This window comes from Pseudodesulfovibrio sp. lm2024 (assembly GCF_051175575.1).
GTDB lineage: Bacteria > Desulfobacterota > Desulfovibrionia > Desulfovibrionales > Desulfovibrionaceae > Pseudodesulfovibrio > Pseudodesulfovibrio caledoniensis.
In genome coordinates this window covers 2,649,680-2,674,578 of record NZ_CP195092.1, presented here as the reverse complement: position 1 = coordinate 2,674,578, position 24,899 = coordinate 2,649,680, and the positions used below count along the sequence as shown (strand labels likewise).

General features: G+C 60.8%; 23 protein-coding genes, 1 tRNA gene and 1 pseudogene. 7 read left to right on the top strand and 18 right to left on the bottom strand.

Annotated elements, in window-relative coordinates; genetic code table 11:
- Window positions 1-98 precede the first annotated feature (98 nt).
- The 3 genes from ACR42D_RS12740 to ACR42D_RS12730 are packed head-to-tail and all read right to left on the bottom strand — an operon-like array spanning window position 99 to window position 4,766.
- Window positions 99-662, bottom strand: a complete 564-nt coding sequence (locus ACR42D_RS12740; RefSeq protein WP_484567166.1) for a DNA-3-methyladenine glycosylase I — start codon at window positions 660-662, stop codon at window positions 99-101.
- Window positions 663-670: 8 nt separating this feature from the next.
- Window positions 671-2,110 (bottom strand): sigma-54-dependent transcriptional regulator, encoded by a 1,440-nt coding sequence (locus ACR42D_RS12735; RefSeq protein ID WP_484567165.1) that lies wholly within the window; start codon window positions 2,108-2,110, stop codon window positions 671-673.
- 1 nt (window position 2,111) lies between these two features.
- Window positions 2,112-4,766: an ABC transporter substrate binding protein gene (locus ACR42D_RS12730; RefSeq protein WP_484567164.1), complete on the bottom strand. Its 2,655-nt coding sequence runs from the start codon at window positions 4,764-4,766 to the stop codon at window positions 2,112-2,114.
- A 277-nt stretch (window positions 4,767-5,043) separates the two neighbouring features.
- On the opposite strand from ACR42D_RS12730, the gene ACR42D_RS12725 reads away from it, so the two are divergent.
- Together ACR42D_RS12725 and ACR42D_RS12720 are read left to right on the top strand one after the other, a co-directional pair.
- A complete protein-coding gene (locus tag ACR42D_RS12725; protein ID WP_484567163.1) occupies window positions 5,044-5,346 on the top strand; it encodes a Dabb family protein in 303 nt (100 codons plus the stop codon).
- 100 nt (window positions 5,347-5,446) lie between these two features.
- Entirely contained in the window at window positions 5,447-5,815 is a 369-nt protein-coding gene (locus ACR42D_RS12720) for a hypothetical protein (RefSeq protein ID WP_071544159.1), read from the top strand.
- Window positions 5,816-6,040: 225 nt separating this feature from the next.
- Here ACR42D_RS12720 and nhaB read toward each other — a convergent pair whose 3' ends face one another.
- The 6 genes from nhaB to ACR42D_RS12690 all read right to left on the bottom strand — a co-directional run bounded on the left by nhaB (window position 6,041) and on the right by ACR42D_RS12690 (window position 13,293).
- Window positions 6,041-7,663: a sodium/proton antiporter NhaB gene (gene nhaB, locus ACR42D_RS12715; protein WP_484567162.1), complete on the bottom strand. Its 1,623-nt coding sequence runs from the start codon at window positions 7,661-7,663 to the stop codon at window positions 6,041-6,043.
- 52 nt (window positions 7,664-7,715) lie between these two features.
- Window positions 7,716-9,137 (bottom strand): transferase, encoded by a 1,422-nt coding sequence (locus tag ACR42D_RS12710; RefSeq protein ID WP_484567161.1) that lies wholly within the window; start codon window positions 9,135-9,137, stop codon window positions 7,716-7,718.
- 93 nt (window positions 9,138-9,230) lie between these two features.
- Window positions 9,231-10,706, bottom strand: a complete 1,476-nt coding sequence (locus tag ACR42D_RS12705; RefSeq protein WP_484567160.1) for an SLC13 family permease — start codon at window positions 10,704-10,706, stop codon at window positions 9,231-9,233.
- A gap of 24 nt (window positions 10,707-10,730) precedes the next feature.
- Window positions 10,731-11,252 (bottom strand): CBS domain-containing protein, encoded by a 522-nt coding sequence (locus ACR42D_RS12700; RefSeq protein ID WP_484567159.1) that lies wholly within the window; start codon window positions 11,250-11,252, stop codon window positions 10,731-10,733.
- Window positions 11,253-11,557: 305 nt separating this feature from the next.
- On the bottom strand, window positions 11,558-11,896 hold the full coding sequence (locus ACR42D_RS12695; protein ID WP_484567158.1) for a NifB/NifX family molybdenum-iron cluster-binding protein: 339 nt from the start codon (window positions 11,894-11,896) through the stop codon (window positions 11,558-11,560).
- Between the two features lie 8 nt (window positions 11,897-11,904).
- Complete coding sequence (locus ACR42D_RS12690) at window positions 11,905-13,293, bottom strand: sigma-54 interaction domain-containing protein (protein WP_484567157.1); 1,389 nt, start codon at window positions 13,291-13,293, stop codon at window positions 11,905-11,907.
- A gap of 142 nt (window positions 13,294-13,435) precedes the next feature.
- Here ACR42D_RS12690 and ACR42D_RS12685 point away from each other — a divergent pair, with 142 nt between their 5' ends.
- On the top strand, window positions 13,436-13,945 hold the full coding sequence (locus ACR42D_RS12685; RefSeq protein WP_484567156.1) for a substrate-binding periplasmic protein: 510 nt from the start codon (window positions 13,436-13,438) through the stop codon (window positions 13,943-13,945).
- Complete coding sequence (locus ACR42D_RS12680; protein WP_484567155.1) at window positions 13,936-14,220, top strand: hypothetical protein; 285 nt, start codon at window positions 13,936-13,938, stop codon at window positions 14,218-14,220. Before ACR42D_RS12685 ends, ACR42D_RS12680 begins: the two co-directional genes overlap by 10 nt.
- A 134-nt stretch (window positions 14,221-14,354) precedes the next feature.
- Here ACR42D_RS12680 and ACR42D_RS12675 read toward each other — a convergent pair whose 3' ends face one another.
- The 9 genes and pseudogenes from ACR42D_RS12675 to ACR42D_RS12635 all read right to left on the bottom strand — a co-directional run bounded on the left by ACR42D_RS12675 (window position 14,355) and on the right by ACR42D_RS12635 (window position 22,521).
- Window positions 14,355-14,651, bottom strand: a complete 297-nt coding sequence (locus ACR42D_RS12675) for a hypothetical protein (RefSeq protein WP_484567154.1) — start codon at window positions 14,649-14,651, stop codon at window positions 14,355-14,357.
- A gap of 202 nt (window positions 14,652-14,853) precedes the next feature.
- A complete protein-coding gene (locus tag ACR42D_RS12670) occupies window positions 14,854-16,659 on the bottom strand; it encodes a methyl-accepting chemotaxis protein (protein ID WP_484567153.1) in 1,806 nt (601 codons plus the stop codon).
- 471 nt (window positions 16,660-17,130) lie between these two features.
- On the bottom strand, window positions 17,131-18,231 hold the full coding sequence (locus ACR42D_RS12665) for an SGNH/GDSL hydrolase family protein (protein WP_484567152.1): 1,101 nt from the start codon (window positions 18,229-18,231) through the stop codon (window positions 17,131-17,133).
- A gap of 8 nt (window positions 18,232-18,239) precedes the next feature.
- Window positions 18,240-20,096 (bottom strand): carbamoyltransferase family protein, encoded by a 1,857-nt coding sequence (locus ACR42D_RS12660; protein WP_484567151.1) that lies wholly within the window; start codon window positions 20,094-20,096, stop codon window positions 18,240-18,242.
- An 8-nt stretch (window positions 20,097-20,104) separates the two neighbouring features.
- Entirely contained in the window at window positions 20,105-20,254 is a 150-nt protein-coding gene (locus tag ACR42D_RS12655; RefSeq protein WP_484567150.1) for a DUF5989 family protein, read from the bottom strand.
- A gap of 13 nt (window positions 20,255-20,267) precedes the next feature.
- A complete protein-coding gene (locus ACR42D_RS12650; protein WP_484567149.1) occupies window positions 20,268-20,684 on the bottom strand; it encodes an SxtJ family membrane protein in 417 nt (138 codons plus the stop codon).
- Window positions 20,685-20,919: 235 nt separating this feature from the next.
- Window positions 20,920-22,025, bottom strand: a protein-coding gene (locus ACR42D_RS12645; RefSeq protein ID WP_484567148.1) for an IS3 family transposase whose coding sequence is annotated in 2 segments (ribosomal slippage) — window positions 20,920-21,747 and window positions 21,750-22,025 — 1,104 coding nt in all. Because the reading frame shifts where the segments join, the coding sequence is not laid out codon by codon here.
- Between the two features lie 85 nt (window positions 22,026-22,110).
- Window positions 22,111-22,281 (bottom strand): annotated as a pseudogene (locus ACR42D_RS12640) (DUF6538 domain-containing protein); the annotation flags it as partial.
- Between the two features lie 153 nt (window positions 22,282-22,434).
- A tRNA-Leu gene (locus ACR42D_RS12635) sits at window positions 22,435-22,521 on the bottom strand.
- A gap of 230 nt (window positions 22,522-22,751) precedes the next feature.
- Between ACR42D_RS12635 and modA the strand changes: the two genes are divergently transcribed.
- The 3 genes from modA to ACR42D_RS12620 are packed head-to-tail and all read left to right on the top strand — an operon-like array spanning window position 22,752 to window position 24,898.
- Complete coding sequence (gene modA, locus ACR42D_RS12630; RefSeq protein ID WP_484567147.1) at window positions 22,752-23,486, top strand: molybdate ABC transporter substrate-binding protein; 735 nt, start codon at window positions 22,752-22,754, stop codon at window positions 23,484-23,486.
- 3 nt (window positions 23,487-23,489) lie between these two features.
- Window positions 23,490-24,146, top strand: coding sequence for a molybdate ABC transporter permease subunit (gene modB, locus ACR42D_RS12625; protein WP_484567146.1), 657 nt, complete (start codon window positions 23,490-23,492; stop codon window positions 24,144-24,146).
- The gene (locus ACR42D_RS12620; RefSeq protein ID WP_484567145.1) at window positions 24,146-24,898 is read left to right on the top strand and encodes an ATP-binding cassette domain-containing protein; all 753 of its coding nucleotides are present in this window, start codon (window positions 24,146-24,148) and stop codon (window positions 24,896-24,898) included. The genes modB and ACR42D_RS12620 overlap by 1 nt, the downstream gene beginning before the upstream one ends.
- Window position 24,899: the final 1 nt, after the last annotated feature.

Genomic DNA, 24,899 nt, shown 5'->3' with positions numbered 1-24,899 from the left:
ACCTTTGTGCCCGAATGGGACGAAAACGGACAAGAAAAACGGCCTGTCCGAAAAAATAGACAGGCCGGGACTTGCCGGAATACGGGGCTATTCGCCGGTCATCGCGCGGTGCCCCTGGCCCAGGCCGGACCGGCCGCGAGTACCTTTTTATGGACCGGGCAGGAGTCCTCGTGCGCTCCTTTCAGGTAGCCGGAACTCATGAGGAACTCGCCGACGATCTCGCCGCCCACGAACTTGAAGCGCTTCTTGAAGAGCTTGACCCATTCCGCCTTGTCCAGGGGATGATGGGCGTCCAGCCAATCCTTGAACGAGCCGTGCTCCCGCTGCAGGTCAAGGATGGCGTTCGCGTTGTGGATGGCCGCGTTGACCTTGAGCTTGTTTCGGATAATGCCCGCGTCGGCCAAAAGCCGGGCCCGGTCCGAGTCCCCGTAGGCGGCCACGGTGGGGATGTCGAATCCGTCGTAGGCCTTGCGGAAGTTGGGCTCCTTGTTGAGGATCGTCCGCCAGCTCAGCCCGGCCTGGTTGATCTCCAGGACCAGCAGGGCGAAGAGTTCGGTGTCGTCCGTGACCGGGAAGCCGTACCGGGTGTCATGATAGACGCGGTCCACGTCATCCTTGTCGCGCGCGGCGCAGAAGGCGCAATAGGAATCGAAGTCGGCCATGGAATCTCCTAGAGGGACAGGCCGTACTTCTTGAGCAGGCCGTAGAAGTGGGAGCGGGAGAGCTTGGAGACCTCAAGGATGCGGGACAGGTCGCCGTCGCACTGGCGGATCAGTTCGCCCAGGTAGACCTTCTCGGCCGTGCTCTTGAAGTCCCGCAGGGTGGGCAGTTCCTGTTCGAAAATGTCCTCGAAGATGTCCTGTCCGATTTTTCGGACAGGCTCGGTGTAGGGGGCGGACGGTTCCTCCTCGGGGACGGCGTTGGTCATGCGCTCGATCTGGGCCTTGGCGATCTGGATGCGCAGCTCGCGCGGCAGGTGCATGGCGTACAGGGTCTTCTCGTTGCCCGAGGTGACCACGGCCCGCTCCAGGATGTTGAACAGCTCGCGCACGTTGCCGGGCCAGTCGTAGCTCTCCAGTGCGGGGTTGAAGTCCGAGCCGAAGGACTTGGGCGGCATGCTGTACTGGCGGCAGAGCTGGCTGACCCGGTAGGTGCACAGGGACTTGATGTCCTCGGGCCGCTCCCTGAGGGGCGGCAGGTGGATGTGCATTGTCTTGAGACGGTACAGCAAGTCGGACCGGAATGTTCCTTTTTCGACCATCTCGTCCAGGTCCCGGTTGGTGGCCGCCACCAGGCGGAAGTCGCTGGTCTGCTCGCGGGTGTCGCCCACCGGGCGGAAGGTGCGCTCCTGCAGGACGCGCAGAAACGCTTTTTGCATGGACAGGGGCATTTCGCCCACCTCGTCCAGGAACAGGGTGCCGCCGTCGGCCAGCTTGACCAGCCCGATGCGGTCGCTCTGGGCCCCGGTGAAGGCCCCCTTGCGGTGGCCGTACAGGGTGGACTCCAGCAGGGATTCGGTCAGCCCGGCGCAGTCCACGACCACGAAGTTGCCGGACTTGCGCTTGGAGTTGGCGTGGATGGTGGAGGCGAACAGCTCCTTGCCCGTGCCGGTTTCGCCGGTGATGAGCACGTTGGTCTCGGACCGGGCCGCCTGGGACAGGAGATTGAAGCTGACCTTGATGATCGGGCTCTCCCCGACCACGCCGTTCAGCTCCAGGTTCCGGTCGCCGTCGCGGCCGCGCTTTTCCTCGTGGTACTTGAGCGCCCGGCCCAGGGTCAGGGATATCTCGCGGATGCTGGACGGCTTGAGCAGGTAGTCCCAGACCCCGCCGCGGATGGCCAGCTCCGCGCCGTCCGGGTCGCCCTTGCCGGTCAGGATGATGACCTCCGGCGGGTCGGGCAGGGCCATGATGTCGGGCAGGATGTCCAGCCCGTTGCCGTCGGGTAGCCGGACGTCGAGAAAGATCACGTCGAAGGCCTTCTTGCGCATCGTCCGCAGCCCGGAGTCCAGGGTGTGGGCGGAGACGCACTCATGGGTCAGCCTGGTGATCAGGCTCTCCATGGTCTCGCAGACATCGAGGTCGTCATCTATGATCAGTATCTCCGCCACGTCACTCCCCTTGTTTTTCTTCGCTCAGCACCGTGCTGATGGCGCGGGACAAATCCTGTTTGTCATAGGGCTTGATAACCACGAGTCGGATATTCGGCAAGTCCGAGGCCGCGGATACCGCGTCTTCACGCCCGGAAATGAGGATCACGGGCAGCTCCGGCTTGATGACCGCAAGCCGCCGGGCCAGCTGGGTCCCGCTCATGCCGGGCATGTCGTAGTCGGTGATGACCAGGTCGAATTCGTCGGGCATGTCGTTGACCCGGCGCAGGGCCGACAGCGGGCTCTCCTGTCCCTCGACCACATAGCCCATGGTCTCGAGCAGGCGCGGGGTGGTCTGGAGCTGGTCGGTGTCGTCCTCCACAAAGAGGATATGCGCGCCCAGGTTATGGGGCACCCCGGCCAGGGCCACATCGCTGCACAGTCCCTCGTCGCCCTTGGGCAGATAGATGGAGAAGGTCGTGCCGCCGCCCTCGCGCGGGCCCACCAGCAGGCCGCCCTTGTGGCTGCGCACGATGCCGTGGACGACAGCCAGTCCCAGCCCGGTGCCCTCGGTCTTGTCCTTGGTGGTGAAGAACGGGTCGAATATCTTGTCCACGATGTTCTGGGGGATGCCCGGCCCGTTGTCCTCGACCACGAGGCGGACGTACTCGCCCGGATACAGGCCGAGAATCTCCGCGTCCTCGCCCGAGATTTCGGACTGGTCCAGGCGGACCTCGATGGTCCCGCCCGTGCGGCGCAGGGCGTGGAAGGCGTTGGTGCACAGGTTCATGACCACCTGGTGGATTTGGGTCGGGTCCGCGTGCACGCAGGACAGGTTCTCCTTGATGCTGGAGCGGACCTCGATCTTGCGGGGCATGGACGATTCCAGCAGCCCGATGGCCTCGGTGATGACCGCGCCCACGTCCGTGGGCCGGAATCCCTCGGTGGAGGGGCGGCTGAAGGCCAGGATCTGCTTGACCACCCGGCCGCCGCGCCGGGCCGCCTTGAGCACCCGCTCCAGGTCCCTGGTGGTCATGGATTCCGGGTCGAGGTCGCCCACGGCCAGTTCCGTGGAGTTGATGATGCTGGTCAGGATATTATTGAAATCATGGGCGATACCGCCGGCCAGCGTGCCGATGGCCTCCATCTTCTGGGATTGCAGCAGCTGCTTTTCCAGGTTCAGCTCGGTGGTGATGTTGTCGGCCATGGAGAGCACGCCCACGATCTGGCCCGAGCGGTCGTTGATGGGCACCTTGGTGACCTCGATCCAGGCCGGGTTGCCCTCCGCGTCGGCCAGCTTGCGCCGCTCCTTGCGGAAGGCCTGGCCCATGCGGATGACGGACTTGTCCGCGCCCGAGGCCCAGGACGCGTAGTCCAGGTCCTGGATGACGTCCTGTGTCGTCCTGTTGGCCATGCTTTCTCCCTCACCCAGCCCGAAGAACTCGGCGAACGCCCGGTTGGTGCCGAGATAGTGTCCTTCCGCGTCCTGCCAGGACACCAACTGCGGGACCGTGTCCATGAGTGTCTCCTGGAAGGCGAGCTGGTCCTTGATCTTGCGTTCCACCTTGCGCCGTTCGAGCATGGTCACGGTCAGGAAGATGAGGACCATGACCAGCAGGACGAAGCTGACCATGATCGTCCAGAAGACTTCCTTGGAGAGCTCGTAGAACGCCTTGGGCGCGTTGATGATCTGGCTTCCCTTGGGCAGCAGGTCCATGTTCAGGTGGAGGCGCTGCATGACCTTGTAGTCGAAGATGTACTGGCCGGTGGTCTCGCGGAACACGGGGATGGCGTCCGGACTTTTGCCGTCCAGGATCTCGAGGGCGATCTCGGCGGCCCGCTGGCCATGGAGATAGCCGGAGAGCATGTTGCCGCCCACCGCGCCGTTGCCCGCCAGGAATTCCCAGGCCGTGTAGATGGGCACCGGGGACCGGTCGTAGATGGCCTGCATGGCCTCCTCGGCGGTCAGGAAACGGCCGTCGATGACCTGGTAGTAGGGGATGAAGAAGAGAAAGGTGTCGTCGGGCAGATTGGCCACCCGGTCGAGCACGTTCTTGAGGGACATGTCGGTCCAGTACTCGGCGTCCAGCGGCGTCTTGTAGCGCGCCAGCTGGTTCTGGACCTGGCGCTTGATGGCCGCCCCCGCTGTGGAGGAGTCGCCGACCACGGCGATGCGCCGCTTGCCCGGATGCAGGCGCAGAGCCACGTCCAGGGTCTTGGACAGGTCGAAGTTCTCGATGACGCCGGTGGCGTTGTCCGAATCCGTGTCGTCGGTGTTCAGGAAGTTCACGCCGCAGTACACCAGAGGGACGCCCGGAAAGAGGATGTCCCGGTACTGGGTGGCGAAGGAGTAGGCGTCGTTGTCCGAGGTCATGATCAGGTCGAACTTTTCGTTATTGAACTTCTCCCTGTACAACCACAGGAGCATGCTGGTGACGTCCTCGTAGTTGTACCGCTTGGCGTCCATGTATTCGATCTGGAGGTCGATCTTGTATTTGCTGTTCTCCAGGACAGAACGGATGCCGCGCATGATGGCGTCGGACCACTGGTAGCCGTGGTGGTAGGAGTTCAGGCAGAGGACGCTTTTCTTGGGTTTCTCGACCGCGCCGAGCACCGGCCTGGCGGGCAGGATGCTCAGGCAGGAAAGCAGCAGGATCAGATAGAGTATTTTACGCATGTTGGCTCTTTTGGCATTTCTCGTGCATAAGGAAAATCCAGCAAAATGGCGTTGCCGAGACGTATGCAAAGGTTGGACCTTTGCCTCGCGAAGTCAAGGCGGCGCACTCCGGGCAGCGTCACCATCTCCCGGAAAAACGGTCAAGGGAATGATATATTTCCGAGAATTGGGGTGACAAAATGGTAAACTGTGATTATCCTGATTTGTGTAAACAAGTGTCTATCGCACGCCGTTTTGTCTATACAGTCTGAATTGTTACATTTCAAGGAGAGTTCCAGTGGTCAGACACATCGTCATGTGGACTTTGAAGGATGAGGCCGAAGGCCAGACGGCAAAGGAGAACGGCGCGAAGATGAAGGAGATCCTGGAGGCGCTCAAGGGGCGCATCGAGGGACTTCTGCACATCGAGGTCAGCGCGGACATCGTGGCCGCGGACCCCGAGTGCCATGTGATTCTGTGCTCCGAGCACGACGACGTGGATGCCCTGAACCACTATCAGGATCACCCTGAACATCAGGCCTGCGTCGCCTTCGTGAAGAAGGTGGCCTCGGGCCGCAAGGCAGTTGATTACGTGATTTAAGAAGGTCCGGCCGGGCGTATTCCGCCGGACCCGTACACGAGGGGTGAATCCTAACCCACGCGGCCTGAGAGGGAAGGAAGGCCGCGCCAAGGAGGATGCCATGTCCATGCGTTTTGACCAGGAACGGAAGCGGATCATCTGCCGCTGGGAAGAACCCACCAAAGTGGTCATGAACAAGAAGGAAGGCCTGATCAACCGTTCCCGGATGATTACCGTCAAGGTAAACGACAACGGCAAGTTGAACAGCAAGGACCGCAAACGGCACGCGGACCATCCGATGTTCCCGATCATCAGCCGTTTCAACCAGATGCTCAATTCCATCGAGTGCTACCCGAAGTGCGAGAACGAGTACCGCTGCGCGGTCTGCGGCGCGACTCGCGGCGTCAGCCCCCACTTCGATACCGAGAGCCAGTCCATCGTCTGGCTGTGCAAGGAGCATCTGGACAACTCGCCCAAGCTGGACGCCTAACGTTCACGCCGTGCCGGGCGTTTCAGCCCGAACGGTCTGCCGTGTCCGAAAAAAAGGACGACCCCGGCGCACTCGCCACCATGGTGGCGGGTGCGCTTTTTTTCAGGCGGTCCCTGTCAGGTGGAGTCCGGCCAATCGGACCGACGTTCGCGTCTTCGGGAAGAGGAAAAAGAAAGGCCCCGCGCAAACAGCGCGGGGCCTTTCGTATTGTCGTCGGGTCGGCGGCTACCAGGAGAAGAAGTAGGTGGCCGCCAGGCCGGTGATGGACATGGTGATGGTGTAGGGCAGGGCCAGGACGACCATGCGGCCGTAGGACAGGCGGATGACCGGGGCCAGCGCCGAGGTCAGCAGGAACAGGAAGGCGGCCTGTCCGTTGGGCGTGGCCACGGACGGGATGTTGGTGCCGGTGTTGATGGCCACGGCCAGGTGGTCGAAGTGGGTCATCATCTTGGAGACCTGGTCCTGGATGCCGGCGGGCAGGGAGGCGATGACGTCGGCGCGCACCAGGAGCGGGTCGGTCAACTTGTCCATGAGGCCCACGGCGTCGGTTACGCCCGGCACGGTGGCCAGGAGCTGCTCGAAGTGCATCTTGGTCTCGGAGATGTACACCGTGGCCACGAACACGTTGTCCGAGATCATGGAAAGCACCCCGTTGGCCGCGTAGTAGGCGGCGAGCTGGGTCTGGCCCTCCAGTGCGAGCACGAAGTGCATGACCGGGGCGAACAGGTGCTGGTCGTGGATGACGCCGACGATGGCGAAGAAGACCACGAGCAGGGCGGTGAAGGGCAGGGCCTCCTCAAAGGCCGGGCCGAGCTGGTGTTCGTCGATGAAGCCGTTGAAGGCGGTCAGGATGACGATGACCGACAGGCCGATGATGCCGACCTCGGCCAGATGGAAGGCCAGGGCGAGGATCAGCCAGACGCCGACCAGACCCTGGACCACGAGCTTGGCCTTGCCCTGGAAACCGCGCTTGGATTCCATTTCGATGGCGGTCTCGAGCAGGTGGGAGCGGATGTTGCCCGGCATCTGCGCGCCGTAGCCGAAGAGGTGGAATCTCTCCACGAAAACGCAGGTCAGCAGGCCGACGGCCAGGACCGGCATGGACACGTGGGCCACGTTCAGGAAGAAGGGCACGAAGTGCCAGCCCATGACCTCGCCGATGAGCAGGTTCTGGGGCTCGCCCACCAGGGTACACACGCCGCCCAGCGCGGTGCCGACCGCGCCGTGCATCATCAGGTTGCGCAGAAATGCCCGGAATTCCTTGAGATCGTTCCGCTCATGCTCCTTGATGGCGATGTCGTCGCACAGGTCGTGGGAGCAGCTGGGGGTCTTGCCCGAGGCGAACCGGTGGTAGACGTTGTAGAACCCGTAGGCCACGGCGATGATCACTGCGGTGACGGTCAGGGCGTCCAGAAAAGCGGACAGGAACGCGCCCGCGAAGCAGAAGAGCAGGGAGATGACGATCTTGGACTGCACCCGGGTGAGGATGCGGGTGAAGGTGTATTGCAGAAAGTCCTTCATGAAGTAGATGCCCGCGACCATGAAGATCAGGAGCAGAATGACCGGGAAGTTGGTCAGGGCTTCATGGTAGACGGTCCTGGGCGAGGTCATGCCCATGATGACCGCCTCGATGGCCAGCAGGCCGCCCGCGGGCAGCGGGTAGCATTTGAGCGCCATGGCCAGGGTGAAGATGAACTCGGCGATGAGGACCCAGCCCGCGATGAACGGTCCGACCGTCAGCATGAGGATCGGGTTGATGACCAGAAATACCACAATGGCCATCTTGTACCAGTTGGGCGCATTGCCGAGGAAGTTTCTGCTAAAGGCCTGTGTCAATGTCTGAGGCATGTTCGGTTACTCCTGATGATTGGATTGCCGGGATCTGTCTCGAATGTAAGAACTAGTCCCCGATGGTCATTGTCGGATACATGCCAGCTTCCGGGCCCGATTGGAAGGGCTGAAGGATATTGAAGGCTGCATCCCGTGTTTTTTGGGCATGTCCGCGGGTATTGTCCGACCCGTCGAAGTATGCGCCGTTTTCTTCGCGTATGTGGTCGATGCGGTGTCTGAACGCGTCGACGAAAGCCTTGCCGTCGCCCTTGAAGGTGACGTTGCCCAGGGTGAGCTCCGTGAGTCCGGCCAGCCTGTCCAGGTCGATGCACTGGGTCTCGAGGTCGGCCTGCTTGGTGACGTATCCCCAGACCGCCGAGTTCTCCGGAATCTCGATACACTCCTGCGGATCGATGATCGTGTGGGGCATGACGATGGAGTCGCGGCCGATGGTGATGGGGCACTCCTGGCTGCCGTGGACAAAGGAATTGAAGCCCACGAAGACGTTCTCGCCCACGGTGGCCCAGATGACCTTGCCGCCGTGCGCGGTGACGTTGTTCCCCTCGTAGACCGAGTTCTTGATGTAGCAGTTCTCCTGGGCGTTGGACCCCTTGCCGATGACCGAGTCCTCCACGTGGGCGCGCTGCACGATGAGCGCGTTCTCGCCCACCTCGCAGCGGCCCTTGAGCACCGCGTAGGGGGAGACGTAGGCCGTGTCCGGGACCTTGAAGTCGGTCTCGGGCCGGGCCGTGGAATAGATGGGCACGAAATCTTCCTTGAACTCGTCCACGTAGTCCACGAACTTGCCGGTCAAATGCCCGTTCTCGTCCAGCTTGACGTACTGCTCGATAACCCCCTCGGGGTAGAGGTAGTTGAATTCGAACAGGTCGCCGGACTTGATCCACACGCGGCCGGGCTCCACGGTCAGCCGGGAGAGGTCGCCCGCCTGGACGTAGGCGAAGTCGCCGATGACGCAGTTGTGCATGATCGACAGGTCGGCCGTGGCGAACGCCCCGAGATACACGCCTTCGAGCGTGGTCCCGTGGATGTTGGAGTAGTGCATGGCCGCCGAGTTGAGGATGCGGAACACCTCGGGCGTCTCGGGGTTCTTGGAGTTGTTGTGGACCAGCGTCTTGACCAGGTAGGAATTGATGATCCGGATGACCTCGTCGTAGAAGAGCTTGGTCTTGACCCCGTTGAACTCGACCACATCGCCCTTGCGCTTGAGTTCGTCGCCGCGCACGTTGGACTTGTACAGGACCGAGCTGTCCACCAGGGTCTTGCCCAGGAAGTAGGTCCCGGCGAGGTTGGAATTCTTGAACTTGAAGCTGATGGGGTGATCCTCGGTCAGAGCGTAGAACGCGTAATAGAGGATATGCCGCTCGCGCGGGATGGAGTTCTGCAGGATGGAGCGGACGTCGATGCCCATGGGCTTGAGGTTGACGTTCACCCGGGACGCTATGTGATCGAACAATTCTTCGAGTTTTTCCATGTGGCTCACCGTGATTGAGGTTTGTTGCACGAACGGCTGCCGAGCGCGGGCGCGGCAGCCGTTGTGGTAACTACGGAATGCATCCGGGGCAGCCTAGCCTCCGGCGGGCAGGGTGATGGGCATGCCCATGAGCGGCCAGATGACCAGGACGGCGACGCCGACCAGGACCATCAGCAGCAGGGATGCGGGGATGCCCCAGCCGAAGAATTCACCGGTGGTGAACTGTCCGGAGTCGTAGGCGATGGCGTTGGGCGCCGCGCCCACCAGGAGCAGGAAGGGCATGCCTGCCATGACCAGCGAGGCGTACAGGATGACTTCGGGGGCCACGCCCAGGTAGGGGGCGATGACCAGGGCCACGGGTAGTGATATGGCGATGGCCGCCACGTTCATGATGAAGTTTGTCATGATCATCACGAAGAAGGCGATGGACATGACGAAGACGAACCAGTTGGCGTCCTGGAACATGACCAGCCAGTTGACGGCCATCCACTTGGCCGCGCCGGTCTCCCACAGACAGAAGCCGATGGACATGGCTCCGGCGAAGAGCAGGATGATGTTCCAGGGAATGTCCTCCAGGTCCTTGAGGTCCAGGATCTTGAAGATGAAGAAGAGGACCGAGGAGCAGAGGATGATGGCGGTCTTGTCCACGGCCTTGAGCGCCGGGACAAAGGCCCGCAGGGACATGATGATGATGACCGTGGCCACGATGACTGCGGCCAGGATCTCGTTGCGGGTCAGGCCGCCCATCTTGGCGTTGAGCTCGCGGGCCTTTTCGCGCAGGCCGGGTATGCGGTCCTTTTCGGGCTTGCACACGATCATGAAGAATCCCCAGAGCAGGAAGGTCATGGCCCAGCCGATGGGCGCCATGTAGTAGGTCAGCTGGAAGAAGCCGACGTCTACGCCGACGATTTCCTTGAAGAAGCCGAGCGCCACCGCGCCGCGCGCCGCGCCGAGCAGGGTGACGATGGAGCCCGCTCCGGCCACGTAGGCCATGCCGATGAACAGCCCCTTGCCGAACTTGGTCGGCCGGTCGCCTTCGCCGTACAGGGCGTAGATGGCCAGCAGCAGCGGGTAGATGGTCGCGGCCACGGCGGTGTGGGCCATGATGTGAGTCAGGGCGGCGGTGACCACGAACACGCCGAGATAGATCATCGAGGTGCGTTCGCCCACGATGTCGAGCATCTTGTAGGCAAGCCGCTTGGTCAGGCCGGTCTTGGTGAAGACCAGGCCGATCATGATGGAGGCGAAAATGAACAGGACCGACGGGTCCATGAAGTCCTTGAAGGCCACCTTGGCCGGACGGATCAGGAACATGACCTGAAGGATGCCGATCATCAGCGAGGTGATGCCGATGGGCACCACTTCGAAGACCCACCAGGTTCCGGCCAGCAGGAACACGGCGATGGCACCCTTGGCCTGGGGGGACAGGGGGAAGTGCTCGCCCATGGGGTCGACGGCGTCGGGCCAGGGGGCGCTGGAATAGACTATGGCGAAAAGCAGGACGCCGGTGAGCATGAACACCAGGCGTTTCCAATCGAAGGCGGGTTTTTCGGTGCGTGCTGTCTCCATGATTGTCTCCTCGTTGGTCCGGCCCTACTCGGCCATGGCGCAGGTGTGCATGCGGCCGATGATTTCATTGAAGACGTCCGACATGCGCAGCACGCCGGTGACCCGGCCGTTGTCGCGGACGATCAGCGGCTGGGGCGTGCCGACCATGTACATGTGCACGGCGTATTCGATGTCGTTGTCCTCACTGATGTAATGGCCTTCCTCGGGGACGTGCATGGCGTCCGTCACCTTGATGTCCACGCCCCGGGCGCAGATGTTGTTCAGGGTGTCGGACCAGAGGTTGAATTCCTTGAACTGCTCGGCGACGTAACGGTTGGAAAGGACGTCGCTCTGCAGGTCTTTCTTGGAGAGTTTCTTGTAGTTGGGCTCCAGTGCGGTAATGATGTCGGTCATGGTCAGGACACCGGCGAAGGCGCCCTGTTCGTCCACGATGAGGATGTCCCGGTGGCTGCCCGGACTCAGGACGGCGGCGGCGTCGCCGAGCGAGGCGTCCCTGCCCAGGGTCCGATAGTCGCCCACCGGGGTCATCAGTTCTTTGACTTTCATGTAATTCTTCCTCCCGAGAAGTACTGTTTGCGCAAAGCTGGGACGTCCGCTCCGCCAAGAAACGAAACGTCCTATTTGAAACGCAGCCTCGGACCGGCCTGCCGACGCCGACCCCCATCGACGCGGCGCAAACGAAGTTCGCCGCCTGAAACGGTTGTTCGGTCCGCGTTTCTATAGATAGCAATTGGTTCCTTGCGTCAAGCGTATCACGTGAAACTTTTCGCAAGGACGAATTGAAACGTTTTGGAACTGATTTGGAACGGCGTTTCGTCTCACAATGAAACAAAACGGGACAAAACGAAGGGTCAGAAATAATTTTGGCCGGAGGAGAGCTGCCCTGCCAGATAGGCTTCGAGGATGGGGTCCACCGGGCCGCAGACGTTGTCCACGACCTTGATTCCCTTGCGCTTGAGGAACTCGTAGACCTCGTTCTCCATGCCAGCGCAGATGATGGTCTGGATGTTCTCGGCCATGACCAGCCGGTACATGGCCTCGGCGGACGGGGTCTCCAGGTTGACGATCCGTTCGCTCAGGGTGCCCATGGCGCTGGTCTCGCGGGTGATGGAGATGATCAGGATCTCCGGGGCGAGGTCGAAGCGGGGGGACAGCTCGTTGTCCATCAGGGGGATGAGGATGTTTTCCATTGGTCCGCCTATTCGATGCCGAAATGTTTCATCTTCCGCCACAGGGTGGACCGGCCCCAGCCGAGCAGTTCGGCCGCCTTGGACTTGCGTCCGCCGGTCTTGACCAGGGCCTCCAGGATCATCTTGCGCTGCACGTCTTCCCAGCGTTCGGGCGGGGCCGCGCGGACCGCGCCCGTCTCCGACGCCCGGGGGGGCACGGACAGGTTCTCGGGCAGGTTCGGGCCGTGGAGCATGTAGCCGGGCAGGTGGCGCATGCGGATCACGTTGGTGTCGCAGAAGTTGACCGCGTATTCTATGAGGTTGCGCAGTTCCCGGATGTTGCCCGGGAACTCGTAGGAGCGCAGCAGGGTCTCCACGTTCTTGGAGAAGCGGTCCACCTTCTTGCCGTAGCGCACCTGGAACATCTTCAGGAAGTGGTCCTGGAGCAGGAGCAGGTCCTCGCCCCGCTCGCGCAGGGGCGGCAGGTGCAGCCGGATGACGTTCAGCCGGTAGAGCAGGTCGCGGCGAAACCGCTTGCGCCGGACCATGTCCTCCAGGTCGTAGTGGCTGGCCGCCATGATGCGCACGTCCGTGTGGACCACCTTGGTGGAACCTATGGGCCGGACCGCGTGGTCGTCCATGTAGGCCAGCAGCTTGGTCTGCAGGGGCAGGGGCAGATCCCCGATCTCGGTGATGAACAGCGTGCCGCCGTGGGCCATGCGCAACCGGCCGGGCTTGGCGTGGTCCGCGCCGGGCAGGGCGTTCTTGGCGTGGCCGAACAGCTCGGACTCGAGCAGGGGCACGGGCAGCGCGCCGCAGTTGACCTTGACGAAGGGGCCGTCCCGGTCCGATTCCTTGTGGATTTCCTCGGCCAGCATGTCCTTGCCCGTGCCCGTTTCCCCGGTGATCAGCACCGGCGAATCGGTCTGTGCGATGGACGGGGTCATGGCGAATATCTTGCGCACCTCCGGGCTGCGTCCGACCAGTTCGCCCAGTCCCGAGACGCCGCTGACGATCTCGTCCATGGCGTGCGCGGCCGCGGGCATCAACGTCTCGATGACCCCCCGGATGGACCCGTCCTCGGCCACCAGCGGGGCCAGGGTCAGGTGCACGCTGACCTTTTCCCGGTCGCGGTTGATGATGTTCGCTTCCAGCGTGCGGGTGCGCTTGTCGGTCCACCCGGCCAGCACCGGGCAGTTGCGCATGCAGTAGTCCGAGCGCAGGGCGTGCAGGCAGCGGATGCCCTGCACCTGCTCGCCGGTCACGCCGGTCAGGGACTCGTAGTTGCGGTTGACCGCAAGCAGGGTGCCGTCCCGGTCCATGATGGCCACGCCGAGCGGCAGCACGTCCAGCAGGGCCGCAAGCCCCTGCTTGTTCGACAGACTCCGTATCAATGCGGCCGGGTCGGTTATGGCCATGGGGTTCCCTTGGGTTGCACGTCGGTTCGCCAGCTTGTGAACCATAATGAAACACGCGAACGAAGACAAGCGGAGAAGGGCGCATACGCCTGGGATGGAGATTATAATTCCGCTTCGGACCGCCTCGTTGGATACTCGCACCATGAATCCTCCGGCTCTTTTCCTCTGCCTGACATTGGTGCTTTTCGCCGTTTTCCCGGCCCACGCAGAATCGATCATCGTGGCCTCGGACGAGTGGTGTCCGTTCAATTGCGGTCCGGGCGAGCCGCTCGAGGGGTATGCCGTGGACGTCCTGCGGGCCATATTCGAACCGGCGGGCATTGAAGTGGAATACCGGGTCATGGGCTGGGAGCGCGCCGTGGAGGAAGGCCGTCGCGGCCACGTCACGGCGATCATCGGCGCTGTCCGGCAAGAGGCCGAGGGGTTCGTCATTCCCGAGGAGGAGATCGGTCTGGATCTCTTCGCCTTTTTCGTGCGCAAGGGCGACCCCTGGCGGTACCGGGGGGCGGAGTCGCTCCGGGGCAAGCGGTTGGGAGCCCCCGCCGGATATAAGCTGTCCTCGGACATTGAAGCGTTCTACGACAGCCATGACACGGAGGACATCTACAGGGCCGGCAGGGAGCAGCCGCCCGGCACAATCTTATGCTGCTGATGGAGGGACGGGTGGACATCGTCGCCGACGACGCCAAAGTCGTCTGTTACCTGGCCCACTCCATGGACCTCCGTGAGTCCATTGAGTACGCGGGGTACGCCGACGAGCACGCCGAGCTTTACATCGCCTTTTCGCCCGCCCGCCCGGATTCCGTGCGCAACGCCGAGCTGTTCGACAAGGGCATCAGGGCGCTGCGCGAGTCGGGGCGTCTTAGCGAACTTCTCGCCCCATACGGCCTGATCGACTGGCGGGAGCGTTTTCCGGACTTCCGGTAGGCGGCCCGTCCACAACAGTCTGGGCCGCAAGCCTGTGAACGACAACGAAGCGTTCACAGGACGACAACCGCCCCCGCATTTCACCGGGCATAAAAAAGCCTCCCGGAGGAGGCTTGGCGCTGTCTGTCAGAAGGTCAGACCGCTATGCCGAGCTTGGCCTTGGCTATGGCGGTCATTCCTTCGGAGTCCGCGAATTTGTACCCCTTTTCCAGCAGTTTTGTCGTGTAGGACTTGTTGTACATAAAGGCCCAGATGATGCCTCCGATCCCCATGGTCAGGATGTTGATCACGACCACGATGAGGCCGGTCAGGATATCTCCGCGGAAGAGAGCCGGGAAACCTCCGAAGAAAAAGGTGGTCCAGCTGAAACCGACAAACCCCTTTTTCACAATTCCGGTTTCCGGATTCTTCAGCATTACTTTTTGTGCCATGCCATCTCCTTGCGTAGTTGAGCGATATGGATTCTTTTCCATTATCTCATTAAAAAGACACTCCTCAAAACTGACAAGACGTTAATATGTATGTAGGTGGGATGTAAACAGCCAAAAGCATTGTGTTTATGATTTATAACAATACAAAAACGGGGGCCGCATAACCGCGACCCCCGTTCTTATTCGTTATGGTCCGGGTTTCCTAGTGGGCGTTCATCTCCTCGATGAGCTTCTGGAGCTGGCCGGACAGCCGGGCCAGTTCGTTGATGGCTTCGGCGGATTGGTTCATGCCCTCGGCGGTCTCCGAGGCGATGAGGTTGATGTCCTCCACGGCCCGGTTGATTTCCTCGGAAGCGGCGGACTGCTCCTCGGCCGCGGTGGCGATGGACTGGACCTGCCCGGAGGTGTCGTCCGCGTAGTGGACGATGGACTCCAGGGCCTCGCCGGACCGGTTGGCCAGGTCGGTGGCGGATTCCACGGCCAGGGCCGCGTGGTCCACGCTGCGGATGTTGGCGGCGGCCGCGTCCTGGATGACCTGGATGGCGTTGCCGACCTCCTTGGTGGCGTCCATGGTCTTTTCGGCCAGCTTGCGGACTTCGTCGGCGACCACGGCGAACCCGCGACCGGCCTCGCCCGCTCGGGCGGCCTCGATGGCCGCGTTGAGCGCCAGCAGGTTGGTCTGGTCCGCGATGTCCTCGATGACGTTCATGATCTGGCCGATGTCCGTGGTCTGGTTGCCCAGCTGGCCCATGGATTGCTTCAGGGTGGCGGTCAGGTCGTGGACTTCGCGGATGGCGTCTATGGCCTCGCGCACGACCTTGGCCCCCTCCTGGGCCTGGGTCCGGGCGTTGGACGCGGACTCGGCGGAGTTGGAGGAGTTGCGGGCCACCTCGAGGACGGTCGCGTTCATCTCTTCCATGGCCGTAGCGGTCTGGGTGGTGCGGTCGCGCTGGACGTCCGCGCCCCGGCTGACCTGTTCGGCCTGGGAGGAGAGTTCGTCGGCGGCCGAGGTGACCTGCTCGGCGATGAGCGAGGCCTCGCCCGCGATGCGCTGCATGGTGGTCAGCAGGGTATTGGTCTTCGCCTCCTGCTCCTTGGCCTCCTGCATGGCCCTCTCGGCCACGATCTTGGCGCGTTCGGCCTCGTCCTTCTTCTGGTCCGCCTCGAACATCTTGGCCTTGAGGTTGGCGACCATGGTCTGGATGGCCTCCTTGACCACGCCCAGTTCGGCGGCGAACTGCCCCTCGGGCTTGGCCTCGATGTCGCCTTCGGCCACGGCCTTGGCATAGGTCCGGATGCGGAAGAGCGGGCCGACGATGATCAGCTTGACCAGGATCCAGACCAGGACGCCCACGGCCAGGAGCACGGCCACGGTCTCCAGGGCGGCGTAGAGCTCGGCCTTGAACACGCTGGCGTTGACCTCGTCCAGGGAGGTCGAGATCTCGAACGCGCCGTGGATCTCGCCTTCCTTCCAGCCCTCCTTGATGCCGCCCACCGGATCACGGTCGCCCTTGTTGTCGCCGTGGCAGTAGAGGCATTCCTTGGTCAGCCGGATGGGGCGGAAATAGTGGATCGCGTTGTCCTCGATGATGACCTTCTCGGCCAGGTTCCCGGCCTTGAGTTCGGCCAGGACCTGCTCCTCGAAGGGAGTGGGCTTGTTGATCGGGTTGCGCGGGGCGATCTTGGGTACCCGGAAGTTGTATTGCAGCTTCTTGGCCTGCTGCTTGGCCATGTTGATGGCGGTTATGACCGGAATGGCCTCAAGGAGCTTCTCCTGGGTGTCGAGCTGGTCAAAGGGCTTGACGATGCCCAGGTTGAGCTTCTTGGCCATTTCGTTCCGCGCGGCCTCGGCCATGAGGATAAGCGCGCGGCTCTGTTGGACGATGCCCGCTTCGGCGTCGTTGCGGATCTGGATGGCCTGGTGGACGGACAGCACCAGGGCGACGATGACCGGCCCGAGCAGAGCCAGGGCCAGCACTTTAACCTTCAAGCTCAAATTGGCGAACATTGAACCCCCAAGATATTTGAATGTAACGACAACGGCCGTATCGTCCGATTGCGTACAATACAATACGGTAAAAGTGTCTTTGGTTAGAAAAAAATGATGAAATGATCCGGCTTCACGCGCCAGGCAACAGGGTCTTCGGAACCAGGGCCGGGGCACGGGTCCGCCTGGCGGCATTCTCCGCGTTTGGCCCGGGCTGGGATGAAAACGGCCCCCACAGGTCGGCATTTATCCGAATTGCCTTCGGCTGTCCATGGCCCCGAGCCCCTCCCGGAACGGAAACAGGGCCGCATCCTTAAGGATGCGGCCCTGTTTCATTCTGGTGCCGAAGAGAAAACTCGGAACTCTTCAGATTTCGGCGTGGCAATATGTTGATTTTATTTGAAAATTTCTTTTGAGTGTGTTCTTCCTGCTTGATGAGTGCCCCAGCATTTTGACCCGGTTGAGGCAAGGGCAAGAGCGCGTGTATATGGGCTACTGATTCAGGACAGACGCTATGGTTGTACCGAGAAGTTCGTACCCCTTTCGATTAAAGTGGGACCAGTCTCTTGGGCCGTGGAGGAGTTCAGTTTGGGCTGCTTTTCGTACTTTCGAGGCGAAATCGATGGCAATGAAACCGTTGGCCAAAGCCGCTTCTGTGACCATTTCTTCTAGGGTGTTCGAGGCGGTTATCCGTTTTTGGGCATCTGCGTCCAGGTAAGCGTAGGTAGTCAGCGGCGAGGGAATGAAGACCATGAATCTTCGCGCCTTTGGCCAGACCTGGGCCACACGGCGCAGAGCCCGTTCAAAGAAGCGGGTGCTTATTTTCAACTCATCGGTAGTGTATTGGCTCGGGTCCACTTCGAGTTCGTCCGGCAGCCAGATGGATTTGCCTGCGAGTGTTGCATTGTATTGTTTTCCCGGCAGAAGTGGTTGGCGCTGTTTGGTGGCTGAATAAATGATCCCTTCGATAGAACGGCTGAGCAGATTGCCAACTAGCATTTTGTCTTGCAACCTCGGCAAGCTGCCTTGGCAGAATTTCTGGTCCATGGTGTCGGCAAATGAGGCAAAGTATTCGTCGTCAAAAAGACGTTGTGGGTCAAAATCTTGCTCGTAGTGCCGTCGCATGAAACGAAGATTGTCCGAGATGTCATTCCCTTCGTAGAAATAAACGACGATCATTTCTGGGGCGGGGATGTCAAATCCTGCGTTGTTCAGGTAGCGTAGGGTGTTAATGCTGTAGATGGCCAGCCCGTCGTAGCTGCCGGAGCCCGCGCGGGAAAGGGAGATGACGTCGCGACCGGTCTTGTCCTGCACTACATGAGTTGCTTGATAACGTGAATTTGGGTTGTATCGCTCGTCAATGAACCAGTCTCCCTGGCCAGCACCGTAGGAGTCACCGAGGATGGCGATGTAGGATGTGGTCGGGATTGTTCCTTGCTTGGAGGTTTGGCCGATGGTCCGCAATTCTCGGCATTCGTTGTTAAACAGGGACATGGGCATCAGCGGCATGAAGAGGCGGAAGCCTATCTCCATGAGGCCGTATGTGAACAGGATGCTGGCCAGGACCAGTACGGTGTTGATCAGTTTTTTCATAGTAGTTGCTAATCGAGTTCAAATTCGTCGCGCCAGTCACCCTGTTCGCGCCACTCCGGCTGGTCCTTCTTGGCAAAGAGGTAGTCACCCACCACGAGATAGTCCATCTCGGTTCGCATGAAGCAGGTGTAGGCGTCATGCGGGGTACAGACTATCGGTTCGCCACGGACGTTGAAGCTCGTGTTGACCACCAGTCCGCAACCGTGCTTGGTGTTGAAAGTGTCGATGAGTGACCAGTAGCGTGGGTTGGTTTTCTTGCTGACCGACTGAATGCGCGCCGAATAGTCTACATGGGTTACGGCCGGGATGGTCGAACGCTGGACATAGAGGCGGTCGTACATCTCCATGGCGCCGTAGCCGTCAGGCAGCGGGTTGCACTGCGTTTTGGCAACAGGGGCCACGATGAGCATGTACGGAGAAGGACGGTCAAGGTCGAACCACGTGCCGATCTCCTCTTCCATGACGGACGGGGCGAACGGTCGGAATCCTTCGCGGTACTTGATCTTGAGATTGAGTCTCTTTTGCATCTCTGGGTGGCGGGGGTCGCCGAGGATGGAACGGCCGCCCAATGCGCGCGGTCCATATTCCATGCGACCCTGGAACCAACCGATGGCATTCCCTTCGCTGAGCAGGTCCGCCACATCGGATGTCAGTTTGTCGAAATCGTCATACTTGGTGACTTCCGCACCGTAGCGGCGGACTACGCGCTGGGTGTCGATTTCGGAAAATGCCGGGCCGAGATAGGAGCCTTGCATGGAATCGTCGGGATCGACCAAGCGTTTCTTGCCCTGCCAGATGTGGCGACCGGCCAGAGCCGCGCCCAGTGCGCCACCTGCGTCACCGGCAGCGGGTTGAATCCAGATATCGTCGAAGGTGCCCCGGCGCAGCAGCTTGCCATTGGCCACGCAATTGAGGGCCACGCCGCCAGCCATGACCAGGTTTTTGCATCCGGTCAGTTCCTTGGCGGTCTCGGCCAGGGTGAATACGATTTCCTCGGTCACCTGCTGGATGGCAAGGGCGAGGTCCATGTACGCTTGGGAAATGTCGGTTTCCGGCTGGCGGGCTGGAATGCCGAAGAGCGCTTCCCATTTGGAAAATTCGCACATGGTCAGCCCAGTGGCGTAGTTGAAGTAGTCCATGTTCAGAAGCATGGAGCCGTCTTCTCGCACATCGATCAGTTCGGCATAAATAGCCTGTTTCCATGTGTCGATGTGTTCTGCCGTGGGGTTGCCGTAGGGAGCGAGTCCCATAAGTTTGTATTCACCGGAGTTGACCCGGAAGCCGCAAAAGGCCGTGAATGAGGAATAGAGCAAGCCCAGCGAGTGAGGGAAATGGAGTTCCTTGAGAACCGTGATATCCTTTCCCGCACCCTTGCCGATGGTTGTGGTCGCCCATTCGCCCACGCCGTCCACCGTTAGGATGGCCGCCTCTTCAAAGGGGGAAGGGTAGAAGGCACTGGCCGCATGGGAGAGGTGATGCTCCGGAAAGAGAAGTTTGGGTTTGCCCTCGCCGAGCAAAGCGAGTTCGTCGCCGAGCATTTTGCGCATGAACAGCTTTTCCTTGATCCAGACCGGGATGGCGGACAGGAAGCTCTGTAACCCTTTGGGCGCAAAACCGTTGTAGGTCTCCAGGAGCCGCTCGAATTTGAGGTACGGCTTGTCGTAGAAAGCCACGGCGGTCAGGTCGGACAGGGTCAGGCCGCCTTCCTTGAGTACGTATTTGGCCGCATTGTGTGGAAAGTCCGCATCATGCTTCTTGCGGGTGAACCGCTCCTCTTGTGCGGCGGCCACGATTTTGCCGTCCACCAGGATTACGGCGGCGGAGTCGTGGTAAAAGGCGGAGATGCCCAGGATGGCGTCTGACATGGAACCCTCTAGAACACGGTATAGATGAAGGGGGCGATGGCCGAGCCGCTGGTCAATACGATGAGTACGCCGAACAGGAGTAGCACGAGGATGATCGGCAGCAGCCAGAATTTTTTACGCACCTTGAGAAAGCCCCAGAGGTCTTTGAGAAAATCCATGATGTTAATTCCTTTAATAGGGAAGTTCGATTTCTTCTTTGGTGAAGGTGTGATCACGGGATTCAAAGACCGATCCCGTGCCTTTTTTCCATTTTTTCAATTGCATGGGGTCATGGCTCAGCATGCGCCGCAGCAGGGCAAAAGGGGTCACCACGCCGAAAAAGACGATGAAGAGCAGCACCTTGGACATGACAGTACCGAGCAGGTGGGAAAAGCCGAGCCATGCCTTGGCGACCAGGGTGTATGCCCGCGCCCAGATCATGTTGAGCACCAGCAGGATGATGGCGGCCAGATGGAATTCTCTGATACCGGAAAACCAGCCGATGAGCAGGGCGATGAGTACCATGGCCATGCCAGTGTCGCCGCATTCTTTGGAGGTTACCGAAGTGGGTACAGTCCTTATAACGGTTTGATTTATATTGTCGATCATGTTTTTGTCCGATTGTTTTTTTGCATAACTGCCTCATGATTGCGCCAAATGCAAGAATTAACATCGAAAACAAGCTGCAAGCGGTAGTCGTTGATCAAATGGAACAGGCCAGCACAGAATTGGCCTCAGTTCTTCGGGCCGCTGAGCGACGATTTTAAGGTGGACACGTTTCGAGCTACGCCGCTCTTTCGGTCCAGGGCAGAGGGGGCCCCCCCTCTGGTCTGGGTCGGTTCTGCTATATCTCCATCGGCTTTCTGCCGTCAAAGGTCTTGTGCGGACGGCGGTTGTTATAGAACTCAAACCACCAGGCCAAGGTCCGGCGAAGCTCGCTTCCAGTCTCGATCTCCCGCAAATACACGCATTCATATTTCAACGAGCGCCAGAGACGTTCGATCATGACGTTGTCCATCCAGCGGCCTCGACCATCCATCGAGATTTTGGCTCCAGCCTGCCTGAGCGTCCGTGTGAACTCGTAGCTCGTGAATTGCGAGCCTTGGTCGGTGTTGAAGATGTCCGGCACGCCGTATCGGTTCATGGCCTCTTCCAGGGCTGCCACGCAGAAGTCAGCGTCCATCGTGTTCGACAAACGCCATGACAGCACGGCTCGACTATGCCAGTCCATGATCGCCACAAGGTACAGGAAGCCACGCCGCATAGGGATGTACGTGATGTCGGCACACCACACCTGATTCGGCCTTGTTATCGCCATACCGCGCAACATGTACCGGTACGTCTTGTGTTGCGGATGCGGCAGGCTCGTCTTCGGTTTCTGATAGATCGCCATCAGCCCCATCTTGCGCATGAGCCGACGCACGCGATTACGCCCGACGAAATGTCCTTCATCTCGCAGGATGTTGCGTAGTTGCCGGGAGCCGAAGAATGGCAGATCCATGAACAACTCGTCGATGCGTTGCATCAACGTCAGTTTGTACTCGGACTCGCCGATCGGCTGGTAGTAATACGTTGAGCGGTGCAGCTTGAGGATTTCGCACTGCCGCCGGACACTGAGCACCGGGTGGCCCGTGTCGACGATTTCACGCCTTCGCTCGCAGCTCAGATTTTGGCGAAGGCTTGTTGCAAAAAATCCTTCTCCACCGCGAGCTGGCCGATCTTGGCATGAAGATCCTTGATTCGGGCCTCATCGCTTTGCTGGACTTTCTGGGCCTTGCCGGAGAAGGAAGCAGCAATGCCTTCTTTGGCCTGCTTTTTCCACTGGGAAACCTGATTGGGATGAACGCCATACTTGCTGGCGATCTCGGAAAGGGTGTGCTCGCCGGACAGAGCGTCCAGGGCGACACGGGTCTTGAACTCGGCGGTAAACTTTCTTCTCTGCTTGGACATCAAAAGCCTCCTTCGGGCTTCTTACGTCCACCTTAGCTACTGGTCCAGTTTTCCGAACCCACTTCTGTATTCGTTTCACGCCCGAGGCCAATATTCGGGCTTTGGGCCTTGCTTCGGCCAGGTATCCTGTCTGGAGAGACATCCTGACTTCGGAGCGGCCCAACGAGTCCCGCAGGTCGTGCGGGATGACGTGGCGAAAGTAATAGATTGAGCCCTTCCGGTAAAGGTGGTTCGGGGAACGTGCGATTTGTGGCATGTGAGGTCTCCGACGGCAGACGATTCCGGGTACTTTGACCCATCACTTTGACCCCTTGGGGTCAAATCACGCCGAGAAGAAGACGATCATGTAACTTGCCGTATACAAAAGAAAAAGGGTTGCAGCTGGTTAGCCGCAACCCTTGTTCTTTACTGGTGCCGAAGAGAAGACTCGAACTTCCACGGTCGTAAGACCACATGGTCCTGAACCATGCGTGTCTACCAATTCCACCACTTCGGCACGGTCAGGAAGAGAATGTCTATAAGAGAACCGGGCGGTTGGCAAGCATTATTTCAATTTTTTTTCACCCTCGGCAGGGCGGCGCGGCGCGGGCACGGAAAAGGGTGTTTCCCTTCTTGTCACGCCTTTAGGAGTTCGCGTGACATACTTGTCCGAGGTGTGCGGATGTTCATATGAACGGGACACGTCCACAAACCGTTTCAAACAAAAAACCTACCTCAGGAGTCGACATGAAACGCATCTGCTCATTGATACTCGTCCTCTGCCTGCTCGTTCCTTCGGGGGCGTTCGCCGCGGACCTGTTCATCGCCCAGGCGGCCAACTTCACCCCGGTCATGAAGGAGATCATCCCCGCCTTCGAGAAGGCCACCGGCCTGAAGGCCCAGGCCACCTACGCCTCCACCGGCAAGCTGTACGGCCAGATCGTCAACGACGCCCCGTTCGACATCTTCCTGGCCGCCGACGAGAAGCGCCCGAACAAGCTGTTCGCCGACGGCCTGGCCGAGAAGCCCTTTGTCTACGCCAAGGGCCAGGTGGTCCTGTGGTCCAACGACAAGAATTTCTGCGGCGACGACTGGAAGGCCACCGTGGTCAACGACGCCGTGAAGCGCGTGTCCATCGCCAATACCGAGACCGCGCCCTACGGCACTTCGTCCATGAAGGCCATGCAGGCCGTGGGCATCTGGGAGAAGGTCCAGTCCAAGCTGGTCTTCGGCCAGTCCATCTCCCAGGCCTTCCAGTTCGCCTCCACCGGTTCGGCGGACGCGGGCTTCTGCGCCTACTCCTCCGTGTTCACCGACGTGGGCAAGAAGGGCTGCTTCACCGTGGTCGACGAGGCCCCGCCGGTCGTCCAGGCCGCCTGCGTGCTGAAGTCCGCTCCTCATGCCGACGCCGCCGCCAAGTTCGTGAAATTCCTGGCCTCCCCCGAGGTGCAGGCGATGAAGCTCAAGTACGGATACAAATAGCTCATGGATTGGACACCACTGATCCTCTCGGCCAAACTGGCCATTTGGACCATGTTGCTCATCCCTATCTTGGCCTCCCCGATGGCCAGCTTGCTGGCCTTCGGGAGGTTCAAGGGGAAGAGCCTGCTCGATGCGGTGGTCACCCTGCCCATGGTCATGCCGCCCACGGTCCTCGGCTTCGCCCTGCTGGTGGTCATGGGGCCGCGTGGCTACCTGGGCGGGCTGTGGGAGGACGTCACCGGCAACCGGCTGGTCTTCAGCTTCACGGGCATCCTGCTCGCCTCGCTGGTCTTCAACCTGCCGTTCGCGGTCCAGCCCCTGCGGGCCTCCCTGGAGAAGCTGGACCCGAGGCTGCTTGAGAGCGCGGCGGTTCTGGGGCTGTCCCCCCTGTCCACCTTCTTTCGCATCGTTCTGCCCAACTGCCTGGGCGGCCTGGCCGCCGCCTCCATCCTTGTCTTCGCGCACAGCCTCGGCGAATTCGGCGTCATCCTCATGGTCGGCGGCAGCATCCCCGGGCAGACCCAGGTGGCCTCGGTAGCCATCTTCGAGGCGGTCGAGGCCCTGCGCTTCGACGACGCCTTCCGCATGTCGGCGGCCTTGATCCCCGTCTGCTTCGCGGTGCTTTTGATAATCAACAAGATCAATGCGAGGCGTGCATAATGCTCAACGTCGAAATGACCAAACGGCTGAAACACTTCGAGCTCGACCTTTCCTTTTCCTGCGCTCCCGGCGAACTCACGGCGGTGATCGGACCCTCGGGCGCGGGCAAGACGACGCTGGTCCGGCTGCTGGCCGGGCTGGAGCGGCCTGACGGGGGGAGAATCATTTTCGGGGACACGGTCTGGGCCGACGCGGAGAAGCGCGTCTTTCTGCCTGCCCGCAAGCGTGGCCTGGGGCTGGTCTTCCAGGACTACACCCTGTTCCCGCACCTGACCATCCGCAAGAACGTGGCCTTCGCCGCGTCCAGCGAGGAGCGGGTGGACGAGCTGATGACCATGTTCGGCATCCGCCACCTGGAGTCGAGCAGGCCGTCGGGCATCTCCGGCGGCGAACGCCAGCGGGCCGCCTTTTGCCAGGCCCTGGCCCGCGACCCGGTGCTGTTGCTCCTGGACGAGCCGTTCTCGGCCCTGGACGTGGCCAACCGGCGCAACCTGCGCAGTTGCCTCAAGGAATTGAAGAGCGAGTTGAACATCCCCATTCTGCACGTGACCCACGACCTGGACGAGGCCCTGTACCTGGGCGACACCATCCTGGCCGTGGAGAGCGGCAAGATCGCCCCCAACTGGCTCAAGGAGCAGCAGGCCATCCAGCGCCATCTGGCGGTGTCCGGCCTGGCCCGGGGCGATGGCGCGGCCGTATCGCACGGCGAAGAGCCGAGGCCCGTGGAGCGCGCGCTCCTCGGCTGCGGATGAC

Bases quoted from the DNA above. Each gene is read 5' to 3' on its own strand.
- modB (WP_484567146.1), top strand. From the start codon at position 23,490: ATGGATTGGACACCACTGATCCTCTCGGCCAAACTGGCCATTTGGACC.
- ACR42D_RS12650 (WP_484567149.1), bottom strand. From the start codon at position 20,684: ATGATCGACAATATAAATCAAACCGTTATAAGGACTGTACCCACTTCG.
- ACR42D_RS12720 (WP_071544159.1), top strand. From the start codon at position 5,447: ATGTCCATGCGTTTTGACCAGGAACGGAAGCGGATCATCTGCCGCTGG.
- ACR42D_RS12690 (WP_484567157.1), bottom strand. From the start codon at position 13,293: ATGGCCATAACCGACCCGGCCGCATTGATACGGAGTCTGTCGAACAAG.
- ACR42D_RS12695 (WP_484567158.1), bottom strand. From the start codon at position 11,896: ATGGAAAACATCCTCATCCCCCTGATGGACAACGAGCTGTCCCCCCGC.
- ACR42D_RS12710 (WP_484567161.1), bottom strand. From the start codon at position 9,137: ATGGAAAAACTCGAAGAATTGTTCGATCACATAGCGTCCCGGGTGAAC.
- ACR42D_RS12740 (WP_484567166.1), bottom strand. From the start codon at position 662: ATGGCCGACTTCGATTCCTATTGCGCCTTCTGCGCCGCGCGCGACAAG.
- nhaB (WP_484567162.1), bottom strand. From the start codon at position 7,663: ATGCCTCAGACATTGACACAGGCCTTTAGCAGAAACTTCCTCGGCAAT.
- ACR42D_RS12620 (WP_484567145.1), top strand. From the start codon at position 24,146: ATGCTCAACGTCGAAATGACCAAACGGCTGAAACACTTCGAGCTCGAC.
- modA (WP_484567147.1), top strand. From the start codon at position 22,752: ATGAAACGCATCTGCTCATTGATACTCGTCCTCTGCCTGCTCGTTCCT.
- ACR42D_RS12730 (WP_484567164.1), bottom strand. From the start codon at position 4,766: ATGCGTAAAATACTCTATCTGATCCTGCTGCTTTCCTGCCTGAGCATC.
- ACR42D_RS12655 (WP_484567150.1), bottom strand. From the start codon at position 20,254: ATGGATTTTCTCAAAGACCTCTGGGGCTTTCTCAAGGTGCGTAAAAAA.
- ACR42D_RS12680 (WP_484567155.1), top strand. From the start codon at position 13,936: ATGCTGCTGATGGAGGGACGGGTGGACATCGTCGCCGACGACGCCAAA.
- ACR42D_RS12675 (WP_484567154.1), bottom strand. From the start codon at position 14,651: ATGGCACAAAAAGTAATGCTGAAGAATCCGGAAACCGGAATTGTGAAA.
- ACR42D_RS12700 (WP_484567159.1), bottom strand. From the start codon at position 11,252: ATGAAAGTCAAAGAACTGATGACCCCGGTGGGCGACTATCGGACCCTG.
- ACR42D_RS12705 (WP_484567160.1), bottom strand. From the start codon at position 10,706: ATGGAGACAGCACGCACCGAAAAACCCGCCTTCGATTGGAAACGCCTG.
- ACR42D_RS12685 (WP_484567156.1), top strand. From the start codon at position 13,436: ATGAATCCTCCGGCTCTTTTCCTCTGCCTGACATTGGTGCTTTTCGCC.
- ACR42D_RS12660 (WP_484567151.1), bottom strand. From the start codon at position 20,096: ATGTCAGACGCCATCCTGGGCATCTCCGCCTTTTACCACGACTCCGCC.
- ACR42D_RS12665 (WP_484567152.1), bottom strand. From the start codon at position 18,231: ATGAAAAAACTGATCAACACCGTACTGGTCCTGGCCAGCATCCTGTTC.
- ACR42D_RS12670 (WP_484567153.1), bottom strand. From the start codon at position 16,659: ATGTTCGCCAATTTGAGCTTGAAGGTTAAAGTGCTGGCCCTGGCTCTG.